General features: G+C 65.5%; 21 protein-coding genes. 16 read left to right on the top strand and 5 right to left on the bottom strand.

Features of this window, described 5'->3' with window-relative positions; all coding sequences use genetic code 11:
- Nucleotides 1-3: 3 nt before the first annotated feature.
- The 16 genes from nuoI to phaP all read left to right on the top strand — a co-directional run bounded on the left by nuoI (nt 4) and on the right by phaP (nt 13276).
- Nucleotides 4-492 carry an NADH-quinone oxidoreductase subunit NuoI gene (gene nuoI / locus LK540_RS17455; RefSeq protein WP_229438584.1) on the top strand — a complete coding sequence of 163 codons (489 nt, stop codon included), beginning with the start codon at nt 4-6 and terminating at the stop codon, nt 490-492.
- A gap of 34 nt (nt 493-526) precedes the next feature.
- A complete protein-coding gene (locus LK540_RS17450) occupies nt 527-1225 on the top strand; it encodes an NADH-quinone oxidoreductase subunit J (protein ID WP_229438583.1) in 699 nt (232 codons plus the stop codon).
- On the top strand, nt 1222-1530 hold the full coding sequence (gene nuoK, locus LK540_RS17445) for an NADH-quinone oxidoreductase subunit NuoK (RefSeq protein WP_056333562.1): 309 nt from the start codon (nt 1222-1224) through the stop codon (nt 1528-1530). The genes LK540_RS17450 and nuoK overlap by 4 nt, the downstream gene beginning before the upstream one ends.
- 40 nt (nt 1531-1570) lie before the next feature.
- Nucleotides 1571-3679, top strand: a complete 2109-nt coding sequence (gene nuoL, locus LK540_RS17440) for an NADH-quinone oxidoreductase subunit L (protein ID WP_229438582.1) — start codon at nt 1571-1573, stop codon at nt 3677-3679.
- Between the two features lie 22 nt (nt 3680-3701).
- Nucleotides 3702-5192 (top strand): NADH-quinone oxidoreductase subunit M, encoded by a 1491-nt coding sequence (locus LK540_RS17435; protein ID WP_229438581.1) that lies wholly within the window; start codon nt 3702-3704, stop codon nt 5190-5192.
- Between the two features lie 15 nt (nt 5193-5207).
- Nucleotides 5208-6710, top strand: a complete 1503-nt coding sequence (nuoN, locus tag LK540_RS17430) for an NADH-quinone oxidoreductase subunit NuoN (RefSeq protein ID WP_229438580.1) — start codon at nt 5208-5210, stop codon at nt 6708-6710.
- Nucleotides 6711-7046, top strand: a complete 336-nt coding sequence (locus LK540_RS17425; RefSeq protein ID WP_229438579.1) for a DUF2818 family protein — start codon at nt 6711-6713, stop codon at nt 7044-7046.
- A gap of 30 nt (nt 7047-7076) precedes the next feature.
- Nucleotides 7077-7643 carry an NUDIX domain-containing protein gene (locus LK540_RS17420; RefSeq protein ID WP_229438578.1) on the top strand — a complete coding sequence of 189 codons (567 nt, stop codon included), beginning with the start codon at nt 7077-7079 and terminating at the stop codon, nt 7641-7643.
- 17 nt (nt 7644-7660) lie between these two features.
- A complete protein-coding gene (locus tag LK540_RS17415; RefSeq protein ID WP_229438577.1) occupies nt 7661-8353 on the top strand; it encodes a hypothetical protein in 693 nt (230 codons plus the stop codon).
- Nucleotides 8350-9054, top strand: a complete 705-nt coding sequence (gene ispD, locus LK540_RS17410) for a 2-C-methyl-D-erythritol 4-phosphate cytidylyltransferase (RefSeq protein WP_229438576.1) — start codon at nt 8350-8352, stop codon at nt 9052-9054. The genes LK540_RS17415 and ispD overlap by 4 nt, the downstream gene beginning before the upstream one ends.
- Nucleotides 9055-9061: 7 nt before the next feature.
- On the top strand, nt 9062-9574 hold the full coding sequence (gene ispF, locus LK540_RS17405) for a 2-C-methyl-D-erythritol 2,4-cyclodiphosphate synthase (protein ID WP_229438575.1): 513 nt from the start codon (nt 9062-9064) through the stop codon (nt 9572-9574).
- Between the two features lie 89 nt (nt 9575-9663).
- Nucleotides 9664-9981 (top strand): quaternary ammonium compound efflux SMR transporter SugE, encoded by a 318-nt coding sequence (sugE, locus tag LK540_RS17400; RefSeq protein WP_229438574.1) that lies wholly within the window; start codon nt 9664-9666, stop codon nt 9979-9981.
- 250 nt (nt 9982-10231) lie between these two features.
- On the top strand, nt 10232-11458 hold the full coding sequence (locus LK540_RS17395; protein WP_229438573.1) for an MFS transporter: 1227 nt from the start codon (nt 10232-10234) through the stop codon (nt 11456-11458).
- A 36-nt stretch (nt 11459-11494) separates the two neighbouring features.
- A complete protein-coding gene (locus LK540_RS17390; RefSeq protein WP_229438572.1) occupies nt 11495-11767 on the top strand; it encodes a hypothetical protein in 273 nt (90 codons plus the stop codon).
- Nucleotides 11768-11849: 82 nt separating this feature from the next.
- Nucleotides 11850-12404 carry an NADPH-dependent FMN reductase gene (locus LK540_RS17385; protein ID WP_229438571.1) on the top strand — a complete coding sequence of 185 codons (555 nt, stop codon included), beginning with the start codon at nt 11850-11852 and terminating at the stop codon, nt 12402-12404.
- A 245-nt stretch (nt 12405-12649) separates the two neighbouring features.
- Nucleotides 12650-13276 (top strand): phasin family protein, encoded by a 627-nt coding sequence (gene phaP, locus LK540_RS17380; protein WP_229438570.1) that lies wholly within the window; start codon nt 12650-12652, stop codon nt 13274-13276.
- Nucleotides 13277-13290: 14 nt separating this feature from the next.
- Here phaP and LK540_RS17375 read toward each other — a convergent pair whose 3' ends face one another.
- The 5 genes from LK540_RS17375 to LK540_RS17355 all read right to left on the bottom strand — a co-directional run.
- Nucleotides 13291-14511, bottom strand: a complete 1221-nt coding sequence (locus LK540_RS17375; protein ID WP_229438569.1) for an acyltransferase family protein — start codon at nt 14509-14511, stop codon at nt 13291-13293.
- Between the two features lie 160 nt (nt 14512-14671).
- Nucleotides 14672-15400: a LytTR family DNA-binding domain-containing protein gene (locus tag LK540_RS17370; RefSeq protein WP_229438568.1), complete on the bottom strand. Its 729-nt coding sequence runs from the start codon at nt 15398-15400 to the stop codon at nt 14672-14674.
- Nucleotides 15388-16617, bottom strand: coding sequence for a sensor histidine kinase (locus LK540_RS17365; protein ID WP_229438567.1), 1230 nt, complete (start codon nt 16615-16617; stop codon nt 15388-15390). Before LK540_RS17365 ends, LK540_RS17370 begins: the two co-directional genes overlap by 13 nt.
- Before the next feature lie 72 nt (nt 16618-16689).
- Nucleotides 16690-17685 carry an FHA domain-containing protein gene (locus LK540_RS17360; protein WP_229438566.1) on the bottom strand — a complete coding sequence of 332 codons (996 nt, stop codon included), beginning with the start codon at nt 17683-17685 and terminating at the stop codon, nt 16690-16692.
- On the bottom strand, nt 17682-18931 hold a 1250-nt coding region (locus tag LK540_RS17355), incomplete at its 5' end, for a serine protease (RefSeq protein ID WP_229438565.1). The genes LK540_RS17355 and LK540_RS17360, both read right to left, overlap by 4 nt.

The following is an 18931-nucleotide window of genomic DNA, read 5'->3' as shown; positions in this document are numbered from 1 at the left end:
CACATGAACCGAATTAAAGATATCCTCGGCAGCCTGATGCTGTCCGAACTGTTCAAGGGTCTGGCGCTGACCGGCAAATATGCCTTCTCGCGCAAGATCACCGTGCAGTACCCGGAAGAAAAGACCCCGATGTCGAACCGCTTCCGCGGTCTGCACGCGCTGCGCCGCTACCCGAACGGGGAAGAGCGCTGCATCGCCTGCAAACTGTGCGAAGCCGTTTGCCCGGCCATGGCCATCACGATCGAATCGGCGCAGCGCGAGGACGGCACCCGCCGCACCACGCGCTACGACATCGACCTGACCAAGTGCATCTTCTGCGGCTTCTGCGAAGAGTCCTGCCCGGTCGACTCGATCGTCGAGACCCACGTACTGGAATACCACGGCGAAAAGCGTGGCGATCTCTACTACACCAAAGAGATGCTGCTGGCCGTGGGCGACCGTTACGAAGCCGACATCGCTGCCGCCCGCGCGGCTGACGCGAAGTACCGCTGATGCACCGTTAACAAGAAAAAGGTCCCCGTCAGTCATGGAACTTACAACGATTTTTCCAACGATCCTGTTCTACGTGTTCGCGGCCGTCATGGTCGTGTCCTCGTTGCTCGTCATCACCTCGAAGAACCCGGTCCACGCCGCGCTCTTCCTGGTGCTGGCCTTCTTCAACGCGGCCGGCATCTGGCTGCTGCTGAAGGCCGAATTCCTCGCCATCGTGCTGGTGCTGGTCTACGTCGGCGCCGTCATGGTGCTGTTCCTGTTCGTCGTCATGATGCTCGACATTAACGTCAACCGCATGCGCGAAGGTTTCTGGGGCTACCTGCCGATGGCCCTGTTCATCGGCGCCTTCATCGTGCTGGAAATGGCACTGGTGCTGTGGAACGGCTTCAACAACGTCGGCCTGAGCACCGAGGCGGCTGCCCTGAACCTGGGCGGCACCAAGGAACTGGGCCTGCTGATCTACACCCGCTACATCTACGGCTTCGAAATCGCCGCCGTGGTGCTGCTGGTAGCGATCATCGCCGCCGTCGCCCTGACCCTGCGCCGCCGCAAGGACAGCAAGGCCATCGACCCGGGCGCCGCCGTGCGCGTGAAACGTAACGACCGCCTGCGCATCGTCAAGATGGACGTGGTCAACCAGCGCGCCATCGACGAAGAGAATGTAGCCGCAGCTGCAGCAGCGGCCGAGGCCGCTACGGCATCTGCTAAGCCGAACAAGGAGCAAAACCCGTGACTTTATCGCTTGCACACTACCTGGTCCTGGGCGCGATCCTGTTCGCGATCTCGATCGTCGGTATTTTCCTGAACCGGAAGAACATCATCATCCTGCTGATGGCCATCGAACTGATGCTGCTGGCAGTGAACCTGAACTTCATCGCCTTCTCGCATTACCTCGGTGATGCGGCAGGGCAGATCTTCGTGTTCTTCATCCTGACCGTCGCGGCCGCCGAATCGGCGATCGGCCTGGCGATCCTGGTGGTCCTGTTCCGTAACCTGGACACGATCAATGTGGAAGACCTTGACAGCCTCAAGGGCTGATCCGGTCTCGGCTGATAATTAATAACGATTAAGGTTCAACATGGCGGGGCAACTCTCTTCCTCAATGTTACTGGCGGTGCCTCTGGCGCCGCTGGCGGGCTCGGCAATTGCCGGCCTGCTCGGTACCAAGTTTCTTGGTAACGTGGTCGGCCGCAAGGTCTCCCACACGGCAACCATCCTGGGCGTGCTGATCGCACTGATCATCTCGGTCCAGACCCTGATGGCCGTGCTCGACGGCGCCACCTTCAACCAGGATATCTATACCTGGATGACGGTCGGCACCGTCAAGCTGGCAGTCGGCTTCCAGATCGACACCCTGTCGGCGATGATGATGTGCGTGGTCACCTCGGTCTCGCTGATGGTCCACATCTACACCATCGGCTACATGGCCGAGGACGAAGGCTACAACCGCTTCTTCTCGTACATCTCGCTGTTCACCTTCGCCATGCTGATGCTGGTCATGTCGAACAACTTCCTGCAGCTGTTCTTCGGCTGGGAAGCGGTGGGCCTGGTGTCGTACCTGCTGATCGGCTTCTGGTACACCCGTCCGACCGCGATCTTCGCCAACATGAAGGCCTTCCTGGTCAACCGCGTCGGCGACTTCGGCTTCATCCTCGGTATCGGCCTGCTGCTGGCCGCGTCGGGCACCATGCACTATGGCGAAACCTTCGCCCAGGCGGAACGCCTGTCGACCCTGTTCGTGCCGGGCATCGGCTGGCCGCTGCTGACCGCCGCCTGCATCTGCCTGTTCATCGGCGCGATGGGCAAGTCGGCGCAGTTCCCGCTGCACGTCTGGCTGCCTGACTCGATGGAAGGCCCGACCCCGATCTCGGCACTGATCCACGCCGCGACCATGGTTACCGCCGGCATCTTCATGGTGTCGCGCATGTCGCCGCTGTTCGAGCTGTCGGACGGTGCGCTCTCCTTCATCATCGTGATCGGCGCGATTACCGCACTGTTCATGGGCTTCCTGGGCATCATCCAGAACGACATCAAGCGCGTGGTTGCTTACTCGACGCTGTCGCAGCTGGGCTACATGACCGTCGCCCTGGGCGCCTCGGCCTATTCCGTCGCCGTGTTCCACCTGATGACCCACGCCTTCTTCAAGGCACTGCTGTTCCTCGGCGCGGGTTCGGTCATCATCGGCATGCACCACGACCAGGACATGCGCAACATGGGCGGCCTGCGCAAGTACATGCCGATCACCTGGATCACCTCGCTGCTGGGCTCGCTGGCCCTGATCGGTACCCCGTTCTTCGCCGGTTTCTACTCGAAGGACTCGATCATCGAAGCGGTGCACGCCTCGAACATCCCGGGTGCGGGCTTCGCCTACTTCGCGGTGCTGGCAGGCGTCTTCGTGACCGCCTTCTACTCGTTCCGCATGTACTTCCTGGTGTTCCACGGGGAAGAGCGCTTCGGCAAGGCCCACGCGCACGACCATCACGCGCATGACGACCACAAGCAGGCCGTCGCCGCAGGCCACGGCCATGCCGATCCGCACGCCGAGCACGATTCGGACGCGCACCATGAAGAGGAAGACCACGGCCACCACGGCCTGGCCCCGGGCCAGAAGCCGCACGAGTCGCCATGGGTCGTGACCTTGCCGCTGATCCTGCTGGCGATCCCGTCGGTCATCATCGGTTACCTGGCCATCGGCCCGATGCTGCACGGCGACTTCTTCAATGGCGTGATCTTCGTCGGCGAGAACCACACCGCGATGGAAACCCTGCGCGAGGAATTCCACGGCGCCGTCGGCATGGCGATCCATGGCTTGACGACCGCACCGTTCTGGCTGGCACTGGCCGGCGTGGTGGTGGCCTACTACTGCTACATGATCAACCCGCGCGTTCCGGCCTGGTTCTACGCCAAGTTCAAGCCGCTGCACACGCTGCTGGACAACAAGTACTACATGGACAAGTTCAACCAGGCAGTGTTTGCCGGCGGCGCGCGCGCCATCGGCGGCGGCCTGTGGAAAGTGGGCGACCGCGCGCTGATCGACGGCCTGGTCGTCAACGGTTCGGCCAAGGCGGTCGGCTGGTTCGCGCTGCTGACCCGCAAGGGCCAGACCGGCTATATCTACCACTACGCGTTCGTGATGATTGCGGGTATCGCTGCGACCCTGCTGTACTTCTTCCCGTTCTGGCGCTAATCACAGGCAAAGAAAAAGACAAATGATGCAGAACTCCTCTCATTACCTGAGCCTTGCAATCTGGCTCCCGATCCTGTTCGGCGTGCTCGTGCTCGCCGTGGGCCGCGACAGCAACCGCGGGCTAGTCCGCGTGCTGTCGCTGGTCGGCGCCGTCGTCAGCCTGCTGCCGACGATCCCGCTGATCACGCAGTTCGACAACGCCGCACACGGCATGCAGTTCTATGAAGTGGCGCCGTGGATCGAGCGCTTCAACATCTTCTACCGTCTGGGTGTCGACGGCCTGTCGATGTGGTTCATCCCGCTGACCGCCTTCATCACCATCATCGTGGTGGCGGCGGCCTGGGAAGTCATCGAAGAGCGCGTGGCCCAGTACATGGGCTCCTTCCTGCTGCTGTCGGGCCTGATGATCGGCGTCTTCGCAGCCCTGGACGGCGTGCTGTTCTACTTCTTCTTCGAAGCGACCCTGATCCCGATGTTCATCATCATCGGCGTCTTCGGTGGCCCGAACCGCGTGTACGCAGCCTTCAAGTTCTTCCTGTACACCTTCTTCGGCTCGCTGCTGACCCTGATCGCGATCATCTACCTGTACAACGTCTCGGGCACCTTCGAGATCCAGAAGTGGCATACCCAGATCCTGGGCATGAAGGAACAGATCCTGATCTTCATCGCCTTCTTCATGGCCTTCGCCGTGAAGGTGCCGATGTGGCCGGTGCACACCTGGCTGCCGGACGCCCACGTGGAAGCGCCGACCGGCGGTTCCGTCGTGCTGGCCGCGATCATGCTGAAACTCGGCGCCTACGGTTTCCTGCGGTTCTCGCTGCCGATCGCCCCGGACGCCTCGCACTACCTGGCGCCGGTCGTGATCGTGCTGTCGCTGATCGCCGTGATCTACATCGGCCTGGTGGCCATGGTCCAGAAGGACATGAAGAAACTGGTCGCCTACTCGTCGATCGCCCATATGGGCTTCGTCACCCTGGGCTTCTTCATCTTCAACGAGATGGGCGTGCAGGGCGGTATCATGCAGGCGATCTCGCACGGCTTCGTGTCGGGCGCGATGTTCCTCTGCATCGGCGTGCTGTACGACCGCATGCACTCGCGTGAAATCGCCGACTACGGCGGTGTCGTGAACACGATGCCGAAATTCGCCGCCTTTGCCGTGCTGTTCTCGATGGCGAATGCCGGCCTGCCGGCCACCTCGGGCTTCATCGGCGAATTCATGGTCATCCTGGCTGCGGTGCAGTTCAACTTCTGGACCGGCCTGCTGGCAGGCACCGCCCTGATTCTGGGTGCGGCCTACTCGCTGTGGATGGTCAAGCGCGTCGTGTTCGGCCCGATCGGCAACAAGCACGTGGCCGAGCTGGTGGACCTGAACAAGCGCGAGTTCGCCATCCTGGCAGTGCTGGCAATTGCCACGCTGTACATGGGCCTGTACCCGGCGCCAATCGCCGACACCCTGCAGACTTCGGTTGCCGACCTGCTGCAACACGTGTCCGTGTCCAAGCTGCCTCAATAAATCGATATGAACGAGATGAACAACACATTGCTCGCGGCGGCCGACACCAACCTGGTGCCGGTCTATGCCGAAATCTTCCTGCTGATCGCGGCTTCCGCGATCCTGCTGATCGACCTCTACCTGAAGAAGTCGAGCCGCAACGTGACCTATTACCTGTCGCTGCTGACGGTAATCGGCTGCGCCGTTCTGAGCGGCGCCGACTTCGTCGACGGCACCACCGTCTACACGTTCAACCACATGTACGTGTCGGACCCGATGGCGAACCTGCTCAAGCTGTTCACCTACCTGGCCGTCGGCATCACGCTGGTGTATTCGCGCCAGTACGCCACCGAGCGCGGCATGCTCTCGGGTAACCTGGGCGGCGAGTTCTACGTGCTCGCGCTGTTCGCCATGCTGGGCCAGATGATCATGATCTCGGGTAACAGCATGCTGTCGATCTACCTGGGCCTGGAACTGATGTCGCTGTCGCTGTACGCCCTGGTGGCGCTGCGCCGCGATCACTCGACCTCGACCGAAGCGGCGATGAAATACTTCATCCTCGGCGCACTGGCCTCGGGCTTCATGCTCTACGGTATCTCGATGATCTACGGCGCCACCGGTTCGCTCGACGTCAACGAGATCGCCGCCCGCGCAGCAAGCGGCGCCAACTCGACCATCCTGGTGTTCGGCCTGGTGTTCGTGGTGGCCGGCATGGCCTTCAAGCTCGGCGCGGTGCCGTTCCACATGTGGGCGCCGGACGTCTACCAGGGCGCGCCGACCGCGGTGACCCTGCTGCTGGGCGGTGCGCCGAAGCTGGCCGCATTCGCGATGCTGATGCGCGTGCTGGTCGAAGGCCTGCCGAGCATGGCCGCCGACTGGCAGCAGATGCTGATGGTGCTGGCCGTGCTGTCGCTGGCCATCGGTAACCTGACCGCGATTGCCCAGACCAACATCAAGCGCCTGCTGGCCTACTCGTCGATCGCCCAGATGGGCTTCGTCCTGCTGGCCATGATGGCCGGCGTGGTCGGCGGCGACACCAGCAACATGCCGGCCGCCTACAGCGCCGCCATGTATTCGTCGATCACCTACGTGCTGACCACCCTGGGGAGCTTCGGCGTGATCATGATGCTGGCGCGTGCGGGCTTCGAGGCCGAGCAGATCGCCGACTTCAAGGGCCTGGGCCGCCGCAGCCCATGGTTCGCCATCGTCATGACGGTCCTGATGTTCTCGCTGGCCGGCGTGCCGCCGATGATGGGCTTCATGGCCAAGTGGGCAGTCCTGCAGGCCGTCGCCAACACCGGCATGATCTGGCTGGCCGTCGTGGCCGTGCTGTTCTCGCTGATCGGCGCCTTCTACTACCTGCGCGTCGTGAAGACCATGTGGTTCGACGAAGCGGCCGACACCAGCCCGATCGTCACCCCGGCCGACATGCGCCTGGCGCTGTCGATCAACGGCATCGCCGTGCTGGTGCTGGGCATCGTGCCGGGCGCACTGCTGGGCACCTGCCTGCAGGCGATCCGCGCCACCCTGGCGGCGTAATTGGACGTTTCGCTGGCCGGCTGGCTGGTGGTGGCGGTGGCACTGGCCGCCGCCAACTTGCCGTTCGCGAACGAGCGTTTGTTCGGCTTTGTTCCCCTGCCTTCCTTCGGGAAGGTGTCTCCCCCGGCAGGGCAGGCGCGCACGAAACCCTTCTTCGTGCGCCTGCTCGAGCTGCTTGTCTTATACTTCATCGTCGGCGCACTGGCCTACGCACTGGAATACGCCATCGGCAACGTGTTTGCCCAAGGGTGGGAGTTCTATGTGATCACGGGCTGCCTGTTCGTCGTGCTGGCGTTTCCAGGGTTTGTCCTACGTTACCTGCGCAAGCGCCGCTGATCGTCAACGTAGGGTCAACCTGGGAGTCCAATGGATTCGCAATCGCAATTGAAGGAAGTTCGCCTGGACGGCGAAGTCGCCTACGACGGCAAGTTCTTGAAGGTCTCGCGCGACCGCATCCAGCTGCCCGACGGTAAAGTCACCCACCGCGAGTACATCCGCCATCCCGGCGCCGTCTGCATCCTGCCCCTGTTCGACGATGGCCGCGTGCTGCTCGAACGCCAGTTCCGCTACCCGAACGACCGCGTCTTCATCGAATTCCCGGCCGGGAAGATCGACCTGGGCGAAGCGCACCTGGCCTGCGCCCAGCGCGAACTGGAAGAGGAAACCGGCTACACGGCCAGCGACTGGCGCTTCGTCTGCACCATCCACAACGCCATCGCGTATTCCGACGAACACCTGGAACTGTTCCTGGCGCGCGGCCTGACCGCCGGTACGCCGAAGCTCGACGAAGGCGAATTCCTGCAAACCTTCACGGTCACCGTGCCCGAACTGCTGGCCATGGTAAAGAGCGGCGAGATCACCGACGTGAAGACCATCATCGGCGCCTTCTGGCTGGAGAAAATCGTCAGCGGGACCTGGAACCCGGCCGCCTGAGACGCCCCCCGATCGAGATGAAGATCGCGTTCGCGCTGGCCCTGCTGTTCACGCTGGCCCCCGCGAGCGCGCGCACGCCGTTCCAGGCGCGGTGCGAAGACACCATCGGCGAGAGCATCTCGGTGTTCACGCTGCGCCAGAACGGCTACCGCGTCGACAATTCCTATTCCTTCCACGGCCTGACCCAGCTGAAGGGTAATCGCGCCCCGGGCAGCTATGTGCTCGGGCTGACGCGGGCCGAATCGCGCGTGTCGATCGGCGTGAAAGGGCGCATGCTGTCCGACCCCGCGACCGGCTACGAATGCGTGGCGCCACGCCTCGAAGTCAATCTGACCTACCTGCCGATCGTCGTCTACGTGGGCCGCGAATTCGCGCCCGGCACCTGCGCCTACAGGGAAATCCTGGCGCACGAGATGCGCCACCTCGACGCCTACATGGATTTTTTGCCGCGCGCGGAAAAGGTGGTGCGCGCGGCGCTCGAAGCACGTTTCGCCGGCAAGCCGCTGTACGCGCCGGCCGGCCAGGCCCGGAATTTGTTGCAGCGCGAAATCGACACTGGCTGGATGCGCTTCATCAAGAACGAGATGGCGAAGGTCGAGGCCTTGCAGGCAGCAATTGATACTCCGCAGGAATACGCGCGTCTCGGCAAAGTTTGTGCAGGTGAGGTACAGTCTCTTATTAGACCGGCAAAACGAAAAAACAACACATGAATTCCTTAGCTCCACGTTACTTCGCTTTGATCCCCGCCGCCGGCGTCGGGGCGCGCATGGCCGCAAGCGGACCGAAGCAATACCTGAAAATCGGCGGCAAGCCGATGCTGCGCCACGCCATTGACGCTTTCCTGTTCTCCGAACTGATCGCGCACACCTACGTCGTGGTCAGCCCCGACGATCCCGTCATCGACAGCATCGTGCCCAGCCACGGCGTGACCGTGCTCCGATGTGGCGGTGCAACACGCGCCGAATCGGTACAGAACGGCCTGGCGGCCCTGAACGGCACCCTGCGCGAAAACGACTGGGTGCTGGTGCACGACGCCGCGCGCCCGGGCCTGGATGAAGCGCTGATCGAGAAACTGATCACCCATACCGGCGAACACCCGGTCGGCGGCGTGCTCGCGCTGCCGGTGGTCGATACGGTGAAACGCTGCATCGCCGGCGAAGTCGGCACCGTCTCGCGCGAAGGCATGTGGCTAGCGCAGACGCCGCAGATGTTCCGCTACAAACTGCTGCGCGAAGCCCTGGCCGCCGCGCGCGACATGAAGCAGATCACCGACGATGCCTCCGCCGTCGAGGCGCTGGGCCTGTCGCCGAAACTGGTCGAGGGCGACCCGCGCAATTTGAAAGTCACGTTGCCCGGCGACGTACGTATTGCCGAGATGTACCTGGCAACGACCCAACCCGCATTCCTGTAATCGAACCATGGCACTTGCATCTTATAACCCGACCCCACCGTTTCGCATCGGCACCGGCTACGACTGCCACCGCCTGGTGGAAGGCCGCAAATTGATCGTCGGCGGCGTCACCATCCCGCACCGCCTCGGCCTGTTCGGCCACTCCGATGCCGACGTGCTGCTGCACGCGATCATCGACGCACTGCTCGGCGCCGCCGCGCTGGGCGACATCGGCAAGCATTTCCCGGACACCGACCCGATGTTCGCCGGGGCCGATTCGCGTACCTTGCTGCGTGAAGCGGCGACGCGCGTGGTGGCGACCGGCTACACCATCGGCAACGTCGACGCGACCATCATTGCGCAACAGCCGAAGATGGCGCCGCACATTCCGCAAATGGTCTCGCGCATCGCCGAAGACCTGGGCGTGTCGCCGCAGCAGGTGAACATCAAGGCCAAGACCAACGAGAAGCTGGGCTACCTCGGCCGCGAAGAAGGCATGGCGGCGGAAGCGGTGGCGATGCTGATTCGCGCCGCGGCCTGAGTTTCATTTCCACGAGGACGACCTCGCCCCTCAGTGTACGCTGACGGGAAAACACGACCGGGACGGCCCGGCTCTTTCAGGAGAGCCGTATGGCTTGGATCATGTTGTTCGTTGCCGGGGTGTTTGAGGTTGTCTGGGCGTATTCGATGAAGCAGTCGGAGGGGTTCACGCGGCTGCTTCCTTCAGTGGTGACCATCGTCATGATGGGGGCGAGCTTTGGCTTGCTGTCGTTTGCGATGCGGTCGATTCCGCTAGGGACAGCGTACACGATCTGGACCGGGATCGGGGCGGTGGGGGCGTTCGTCGTTGGCATCGTGGTGCTCGGTGAGCATGTCAATCCGATGCGCATCATCGCTGCGCTGTTGATCGTGTCCGGGCTGGTGTTGATGAAGATGTCGGCGGAGTAGGCCAGCATTTCGACACGCGTGCGCCGTACCGCGTGGACTCGGGAGTCCACCCTACGAGAAACCGATTTCGTAGGGTGGACACCTGTGTCCACGCGGTCGTGCTCATGCTAACCCCACTGCATCCTACGGCCAACCGACCAAAACTACCCCGACCCTGCAAACGTCCCGCATCGTTGCTAAAATCCCATCCCTGACCCACGCGACTCCAAACGCGTCCATTCCGGGGAAAACAATGACAACGACAACCGAGATGTCCCCCCGCGCCGCCTGGGCGCTGATCCTGGCCGCCAGCGCCATCCTGATGATCACCATGGGCGCGCGCCTGACCACCGGCCTGTTCCTCTCGCCGATCAACACCAGCACCGGCCTCGGCATTGCCAGCATCAGCTTCGCCATGGCCATCGGCCAGTTCATGTGGGGCGCCTCGCAGCCCGTGTTCGGCGCCGTGGCCGACAAATACGGCCCCGCGCGCGTGATCGTCCTCGGCGCCGTGCTGCTCGCCGCCGGCCTGGCCGCCACGCCTTTCGTCAGCTCCGAATGGGGCCTGATGCTCACCCTCGGCATCCTGTCCGCCGCGGGCGCCGGCGCCGGCAGCTTCTCGATCCTGATCGGCGCCACCGCCCAGCGCCTGCCCGCCGCGCGCCGCCCGTTCGCCTCCGGCTTCATCAATGCCGGCGGCTCGTTCGGCCAGTTCGTCTTCGCGCCCTTGATGCAGGTGCTGATCGCCGGCCCCGGCTGGATCCTCGCCATGCTCACCATGGCCGCCACCACCTTGCTCACCATCCCGCTGGCCTGGCCCCTGCGCGGCAAGCGCGCCCCGGCGCCGAGCGTGGCAGCGGCCGGTGCGGCGCCCGTCATCGGCATCGGCCTCACCGAACAATTGCGCCAGGCGATGCGCGACCGCAGCTACCTGTTCCTGCACGCGGGCTTTTTCACCTGCGGCTTCCACATCGCCTTCCTGGTCACCCACCTGCCGGGCGAAGTCGCGCTGTGCGGCCTGCCGGTCGGCGTAGCCGGCACTGCCCTGGGCCTGATCGGCCTGTTCAACATCGCCGGCAGCCTGACGGCCGGTGCGCTGTCGACGCGCTACCGCATGAAGAACCTGCTGGCGCTGATGTATTTCAGCCGCGCCGTCATCATCGGCATCTACCTGCTCGCGCCGAAGACCGCGCTGACCTTCTACATCTTCGCTGCCGCCCTCGGCTTCACCTGGCTGGCCACGGTGCCGCCCACCGCCGGCCTGGTCGGCAAGCTGTTCGGCACGCGCTACCTGGCCACGCTGTTCGGCCTGACCTTGTTGTCGCACCAGATCGGCGGCTTCTTCGGCGCCTGGCTGGGTGGGCTGGCCTTTGTGCGCTTCGGCGACTTCAGCTGGATGTGGTACGCCGACATCGCGCTGGCGCTGGCCGCGGCCCTGATCAACTTGCCGATCCGCGAGGCCCCGGTGGCGCGCGCCGGCGCCCTGGCGAAAGCATAGGCGTGGCGCGATACCTGGGCCTACCGCGAGGTGGCCGTGCACTCGGTCGCTGACCCGCGCAGCGGCAAGCTGCGCATCCGCCCCATGCCGGGGCAAGCCTTTGCACCCTCGATGCGGGTGCAGTGCGCCAAGTCTCTGAGCGACCCCGAGCAATATCCGGCGGGTACGCGTTTCCTGCTGCAAGCCAAGCTCACCGACCGCCTCGGCGGCGAGCCTTTCCTGTACGCCTGGCATGGCGACCCGGTGCAAGTGCTGAGTGCCGCCAAGGCGAAGAAATTTCTTGCCGCCTTCCGCCGCGGACGCATTTGAATCCCCAATTCGTCGCTGCGCACATCCCGATACAAAAATGTTTACTATCGGGACTTTGCAAACGAAAAAGAAAGGGGAGTAAATGGCAACCAGGAAAATCGCAATCGTGGTGGGCAGCCTGCGCAAGGACTCGTTCAGCGGCAAGATCGCGAAAACCATGATCGGCCTCGCACAAGGCAAGCTCGACATGGAAATCGTCGAGATCCGCGACCTGCCGATGTACAACCAGGACGACGACACCGAGACGCCGCCGCCGGCCTTCACGACCTTCCGCGAGCAGATCCGCGCCGCCGACGGCGTGCTCTTCATCACGCCCGAATACAACCGCTCGGTGCCGGGCGCGCTGAAGAACGCGATCGACGTCGGCTCGCGCCCTTACGGCAAGGCGGCCTGGGTCAACAAGCCCTGCGCCATCGTCAGCCAGTCGCCGGGTGCGCTGGGCGGCTTCGGCGCCAACCACCACCTGCGCCAGATGCTGCCTTTCCTGAACATGCCGGCCATGCCGGCGCCGGAAGCCTATCTCGGCGGCATCGCCACCAAGTTCGACGGCGACCAGCTCACCGACGACTCGCTGCGCGACTTCCTGCAAACCTTCGTCGACACCTTTGCCGGCTGGGTCGAGAAGCACAGCGCCTGAGAGGGCGCCTGCCGTTGTTTCCCACATCGCCGGCCCATGCCGGCGATTTTTCATTCTCCGCCTTAGCCGCGCACTTTTGACAAGCCGCAAACGCGCAGGTCGGTGCCCCCTTAGCCTTGTAGCTCGTGTGAAGGGCGGCTTTCCCCGGTCGGGAAAGACCAGCCTGCTTCCCACGGCTTTCCCGCGTGCGGTGCACTTACCGCATGGGGAACATCGACTACAACCAAACCATCATGAGGCGAAGAATGTATCCATTTTCCCAGTCCGTACACCCCGCAGTGCGCACCCACCTGGACGCGCAGACCGCTTTCCTGAACGACGTGTCGAAATCCTTCTTCCAGTCCTTCCAGCAGATGTGCGACCTGAACATCCAGCTGGTGCAAACCATGCTCGAAGAAAGCGCCATCGCCGGCCAGCAATTGATCACTGCCGACCGCCAGAGCGAGGTAATCAGCGCCGCCGCATCGCGCGCCCAGCCGGCCAGCGAAAAGCTGCGCGCCTACCAGCAGCACATTTCGCGCCTGGCGGCCGACGCCCAGGTCGAACTGGCCCGCGTCACCGAACAGCACGTGCAGAACACCTCGCGCACCGCCCGTGCCCTGGCCGACGAAGTGTCGCGCACGGCAAGCGAAGAAACCGAACGCGGCCTACGCAAGCAGCAGGAAACCGTGCAGCGCTTCACCGATCCGTTCGTGCGCTCGGGCTACACCGGCAATGGCCAGGCCGAGCCGCGCCGCGCCGGCAGCGATGCGCAAGCGTCGCAGGGTAACGGCGGCGCCCACGCGCAGGCCGGCCAGGGCGCCGGCATCCAGCGTGGCGACGGCAATCCGGCCGGTTCCCAGGCCGGCCGCGGCGCACAGGGCGGCGCCTGAGGCCCGGGGCCGGTTCATCCGGCCTTGCCGCATGCCTGGCCGGCGCGGGAGTCCCCGGCTGGCCGGGCTGGCGCCGGCTCCGGCGGCAGGCCGAACAAGGGGCGCAGGAGGGCGACACGGCGCACGCATTCGAACACGGCAAAGCTCAGCGTCAGGGTCAGCACGATCAGCAGCATGGCCTCGATGCCGGGGGCGAGCCGCAGCGGCTTGGCGTAGTGGGCAAGCGTCACGATCAGGGTCTGGTGCACGATGTACACCGGGAATACGGCGGCGGCCAGGTAGCGCCGCGCGGGACCGTCGCGCTCGAGATGGCGCGCCGCAAAGCCGCAGGCGGCGACCATGGCGCACCAGGCGGTCGTGGCATGCACCACCGCCATCAGCGGGAACCATGCGAACGCGTCCACGCCGGGCAGTTGCCGCTCCAGCAGCGTACGCCACACAACAATGGCGGCCCAGCCGGTGGCGGCGATGCCCAGCGCCAGCCAGCGCAGTGCGCTGCAACGCGGCCAGCATGCCGGAACGTGGGCCAGCACGGCGCCGAGCAGGAACAGGAACAGGTAGGTGGTGTGGTTGAACCAGTCGTCGACGAACATGTGGGTTTCGCCGAACTGGCGCAGCAGGGTGACGCGCGCCAGCGCCAGCACGGCGGCGGGTAGCACGATCAGTTTCCAGCCGTGCAGGCCGTTGCCGAGTGTACGCGCCAGGCCAGGCAAACGCGCACCTGCGAGGGCGGCAATGGCCACCAGGATCGCGGAATACGCCCACAGGTAGGGCAGGAACCACAGGTGGTTCCAGGTTGGCATGAACAGGCAGCCGTCATGGTCGCAAAAGCCGCCATAGCCACGCAGGAACAAGCCGAGGAAATGCAGGTAGCTGCCGTCGTAGCCGACGTCTTCGACCACCTCGAAATACGACTGCGGCGGCACCACGGCCAGCACGCCAAAGGCAAGCGGCAGCAGCAGGCGCACGCTGCGCCGGCGCAGGAATGCAGCGCCGCCGAGGCGGGCCAGGGCCATGCCGGCGGCCACACCGGCAACCAGGAACAGCAGGCCCAGGCGCCAGGGCGCCGACAGCAGCATGAAGGCGTCGAGGCCGGGAACGATGGCATCGCTTTTCACATGCCAGTCCCAGCTGACGTAGTACATGCCCACGTGGTAGAGCACGAGGATGAAAAAGGCAAGGATGCGCAGCCAGTCGAGGAAGAGCAGGCGCGGCGGGTGGGCGGAGGTGTGCATGGAAAGCCTGGACGGTGGAAAAGCGCCAGACTAGTGGCCAGCCAGGCCGGGTGCCAGCCTTATGTGGCCAGTTGCAGCCAGGCTGGGGCGAAACGCATGCCTGCTGTGGAATGCGGATGGGAGGCTGATGCTGGTGCGGTTTTTTACCGCCGGCCCTGGCTCAGCCCAGCGCCGCCATCACCGCGGCCCGGTACTGGCGGCTGCAGGGCACGCGCATGCCGCTGTCGAGCAGCAATTCGCAGTCGCCGTGGGCGCGCGCCAGCACGCGTTCGATGCGCGCCGTCTGCACCGCCGCGCGCCGGTGGCAGCGCACGAAGCCCGGCCCCAGCTCGGCCAGCAGGGCGCCCATGGTCTTGCGCAGCAGGGGCTGGCCCTTGGCGGTATGCAGGATCAGGTAATTGTCGGCGGTCTCGATCCAGCCGATGTCGCGCACCGGCAGCACCGTGGTGCCGCCGCGTTCCGGCACCAGCAGTTGGGCCAGATGCGGAGCCGGATGCGGGGCCACAGGCAGGGCCAGACGCGGGGCCGGGGGCGCCGCTACCAGCCGCAGGCGCACGCGCTCGATGGCGCGGGCCAGGCGCGCCGCGTCGAAGGGTTTCAGCAGGTAGTCGGCGGCGCCGGTGTCGAAGGCGGGCAGGGCGTAGCTGTCGTGGGCGGTGGTGAAGACGACCAGCGGCGCCGGCTGCGGCAGGCTTGCCGCCAGCGCCATGCCCGACATGCCGGGCATGCAGATGTCGAGGAAGAGCACGTCGGGTGCATGCGCGGCAAGCTGGCGCCGGGCGTCGCCGGCATCGGCCGCTTCGGCGGCCACGGTCACCCCGGCGCCTTCGAGCAGGCGCCGCAGGCGGGCGCGCGCCGGTTCCTCGTCGTCGACGATCAGGGCGCGCATGGAACCCGCATTTCCGCGCGCACGCCGGCCGGCAGCAGCTGCGACAGCGTCAACGTGCCGCCCGCGCCGTGCAGGCTGGCCAGGCGCGCCCGCAAATTGGCCAGCCCGACCCCGTGCGGCGCTGGGGCTGGCGCGGCCAGGCCAGCAGCGCCTCGTTCCATCCAGGGAGTGGACAAGCCGGCATCGTCCCGGCCCATCCCGGGCACGGCCAGGTTGACAGCACCCGCTTCCATCCGGGGCGTGGCCAGGCCGGCTTCGCTCGGCGGCATCCCAGGCGCTGCCAGGCCGGCTTCGCCCGGCGGCGCCAGCACGCCGGCGTCGTCCTCCACGCGCAGCACCAGTTCACGCCCTTCGCGCCGCGCCGACACCGCAATGCCGGTACGCCCCTGGCGCCGCTCGACCGTGTGCTTGAACACGTTTTCCAGCAGGGGTTGCACGCTGATGGCCGGCAGCCGCAGCGCCAGCAGCTCGTCCCCGACCTGCCAGTCGAGCGCTACGCGCGTGCCGAAGCGCACTGCCATCACGTCGGCGTAGCTGCGCGCCAGCGCCAGTTCCGCGGCCAGTGTCGCCTGTTCGGATTGCCCCGCCTGCAGCGTCGCGCGCAGCAGGGCGGCCAGCTGCACCAGGGTGGCGTCGGCCTTGTCGACGTCGGTATGCATCAGCGAGGAAATCGTGTTGAGCGCATTGAACAGGAAGTGGGGCTGCACCTGCTGCGCCAGGCGCTGCAGTTCGGCCTGGCGCAGCAGGGCGTTCGCCCTTTCCGAGCGCAGGCTTTCCTCGACCATGCGCCGCCACGACAGCAAGCCGAAACGGATCACGATGAACAGGCAGACGAACAGCGAAATCTTCGAGGCCTCGAACAGGAACAGTTGCGGCAAGGGATCGTGGTGGTAGCTGGCGCCGGCCAGCGCATACGCGCCGTGGCGCAGGCCAAAGGCAAGCGGCACGAAGGCGATCCAGTACATCGGCAGCCAGGCCGCCTGCAGGGCGAACCAGCGCCAGGGGCGGTCGACCAGGGCCGCATGGCGCGCGGTTGCCCGTTGCTGCACCAGCCACAGCGCGCTCAGCACCAGCGCCGAGGACAATTCCCAGACCAGCGGCTGCCACAAGGCCGTGCCGCCGCTGCGGCGGTATTCCTGGACGGCGATCAGCACCATCAACGCCCAGAACAGGCACCAGGCGCAAAAGACGACCCGGGTCGAGCGGTTGACTGGCATGAACGATCCCTGTGATGAACGAACCCTGTAATCCGGGGGATCATCAGTGAATTTCAGCAAGTTGTCAAAGGATCAGCCGCCGGCGCCGGGGGGCGTCTCCTGCTTTGCATCCACCTTTGCGTCCTCGTCCTCGGCCCGCTCCCGGTCCAGCTCGGCCTTCATCGCCGCTACGTCGTCCATGAAGTCGTCCACCGAGGCGTCGGGTGTGGCGCGCATGTCGGGCGGCAGCAGCACCGACATGTAGAGCTCGTCGGCCAGGCGCCCGTTGCGCCCCTCGTTGCTGATGAGTACCAGCCCGGACCCGAGCAGGGCCAGCAGCGCGCAGATCGCCGTGAAGCGCTTGCGCGGGCGCGGCGCCACCGTTGTCAGGTGGAAGTACACCATGCCCGCCACCAGCACGATCGCCACGTGCGAGCCATAGCGCGTGAACACCTCGATCGACCAGGCGTAGCCGATGGCGCTGGAGACCAGCCGGAACAGCATCAGCACCGCCACCCCGCAGCCGAAGATGAACAGGTGGCGTCCCAGGCGCGCATGGCGCCCGAACAGGCGGTTGCCGAGCGCCCACAGTCCAGCCCACACCAGCCCGGCGCCGATGCCGTAGGCCAGCGCGGCCAGGTAGCGGAACAGGCGGAAGGGCTGGGTGTCCGCCAGCCACATCGTGAACAGGGCCACCAGCGCGATCAGCGCCGTGCCCGCCAGGCCGGGCAGGATGCCTTCCCAGCCGTGCTTGGTCCGGTCCAGGGTTTCCGCCGCCACCACGCAATCGGCCGCGCGCACGCGCAGGCTGGTATGCCCGAGGCGGACCACGGTGTCGCTGCCCAGCGCCAGGGTGGCAACGCGCTTGCGCCGATACACGATGCCGTTGCGGGTGCCGAGGTCGCGCAGCAGCAGGCCGCCCTTGCCGTCGGCTTCCACCTGCGCGTGGCGCGGCGCTACGTAGGCGTCGTCGAGGATGGTGTCGTTGTCGTAGCCGCGCCCGATGCGGATCGGCAGCGTGTCGACGCGATGGCGGTGCAGCACGTCGCCATTGCGCGCCAGGGTTTCGATGAACCACGGGCCCGTCATAGTTTCCCGCTGCGCCCGAGCGCATTCAGGAAGGCGCGCGTGACGCGCATGCCGTTGTCGTAGGACACGCCGGTGACGTCGAGCCGGCTCTGCAGGCTGGCCTGCGGATTGTCGGTGCTGGCCGTCAGCAGGGTGAAGTTGTACAGGCCGGGAAACTTGCGGTAGGCGCGCACGCAGGTGACGGCGCGCAGCGGCAGGGTATTCGAATGCACGAAGCGCTCGCTGCACAGCGGCCCGGTGAGGCGCGTGTCGCGCGTGCTGCCCAGCCGGTCGATGCGGAACTGGCTGCTGGCCAGGGCCGCGAAGCGCAGCGGGTGCAGGGAAGGCGAGCGCAGGTACTGGTGGGTCATCGACACGTGCCCGGTCTGCTGCGTATCGGACACGTAGATGGCCGACTCCATCGCGCAGCTCATGGTGTCGGCACTGTAGGAGGTCTCGGCCTTCACGTTCGAGCGGCCCCAGCAGCGCACCTGGCCGGATTCGCGCACCGGCACCCGGTAGGGCCCCATGTTCTTGATGGCCAGCGGGGTGTCGAGCAGGCGCGCCACCATCGCGCGCTGGTGCGCCAGCAATTGCGCGGCAATCAGGGGATTGAAATCCTTCGGCGGCGCACCCTGCAGCGCGACCGTCTTCAGCAAGTCCTGCGCATATTTCACCGGCACCAGGAAGCTCACCGCCTCGCCGTCGCGCCGCTTCGACACATTGATCCCGGCCACGGTGCCGCCGGCCGTCACGCTCGGCCCGCCGCTCATGCCGGAATTGATCGGCCCGCTGAAGATGAGCTGGTCGTAAAAACTGCGGCTGACCACGCCGTTGTAGGCGCCTTCGGAAATGGCGAAGCCGAGGTCGAGCGGATTGCCGAGCGAGTACAGCGGCTGGCCCTGGGTCAGCTTCACCGGCTTCTCGGGCACGATGAAAAAGCCGCTGCCTTGCCGGTTGACCCGCACCACGGCCAGGTCGTGCAGGACGTCGACCGCCAGCAACTCGATCGGGCCGCGGTTGCCGTCGGTGTCGACGTATTCCCCGGTGTAGACGGCCGGGTCGAGCGCCATCTGCGACACCACGTGGTAATTCGTCAGCACCAGGTTCGAGTCGCCGACCAAAAAGCCCGAACCGACCGTGGACTGGGTGCGGCCATTCCTGAGCAGCATGCGGATCTGCAGCAAATCGCCCTGGGCCGAGGAATACAGTTCCTGGGCCGCCGAAGAGGGTTGCGGCAGGGCCGTGGTGGTGTCGGTTTCGCCGG

It is taken from the genome of Massilia sp. IC2-278 (assembly GCF_020708045.1).
Classification (GTDB): domain Bacteria; phylum Pseudomonadota; class Gammaproteobacteria; order Burkholderiales; family Burkholderiaceae_D; genus Telluria.
The sequence above is the reverse complement of the archived record's forward strand: the minus strand, read 5'-3'. Positions and strand labels throughout refer to the sequence as shown.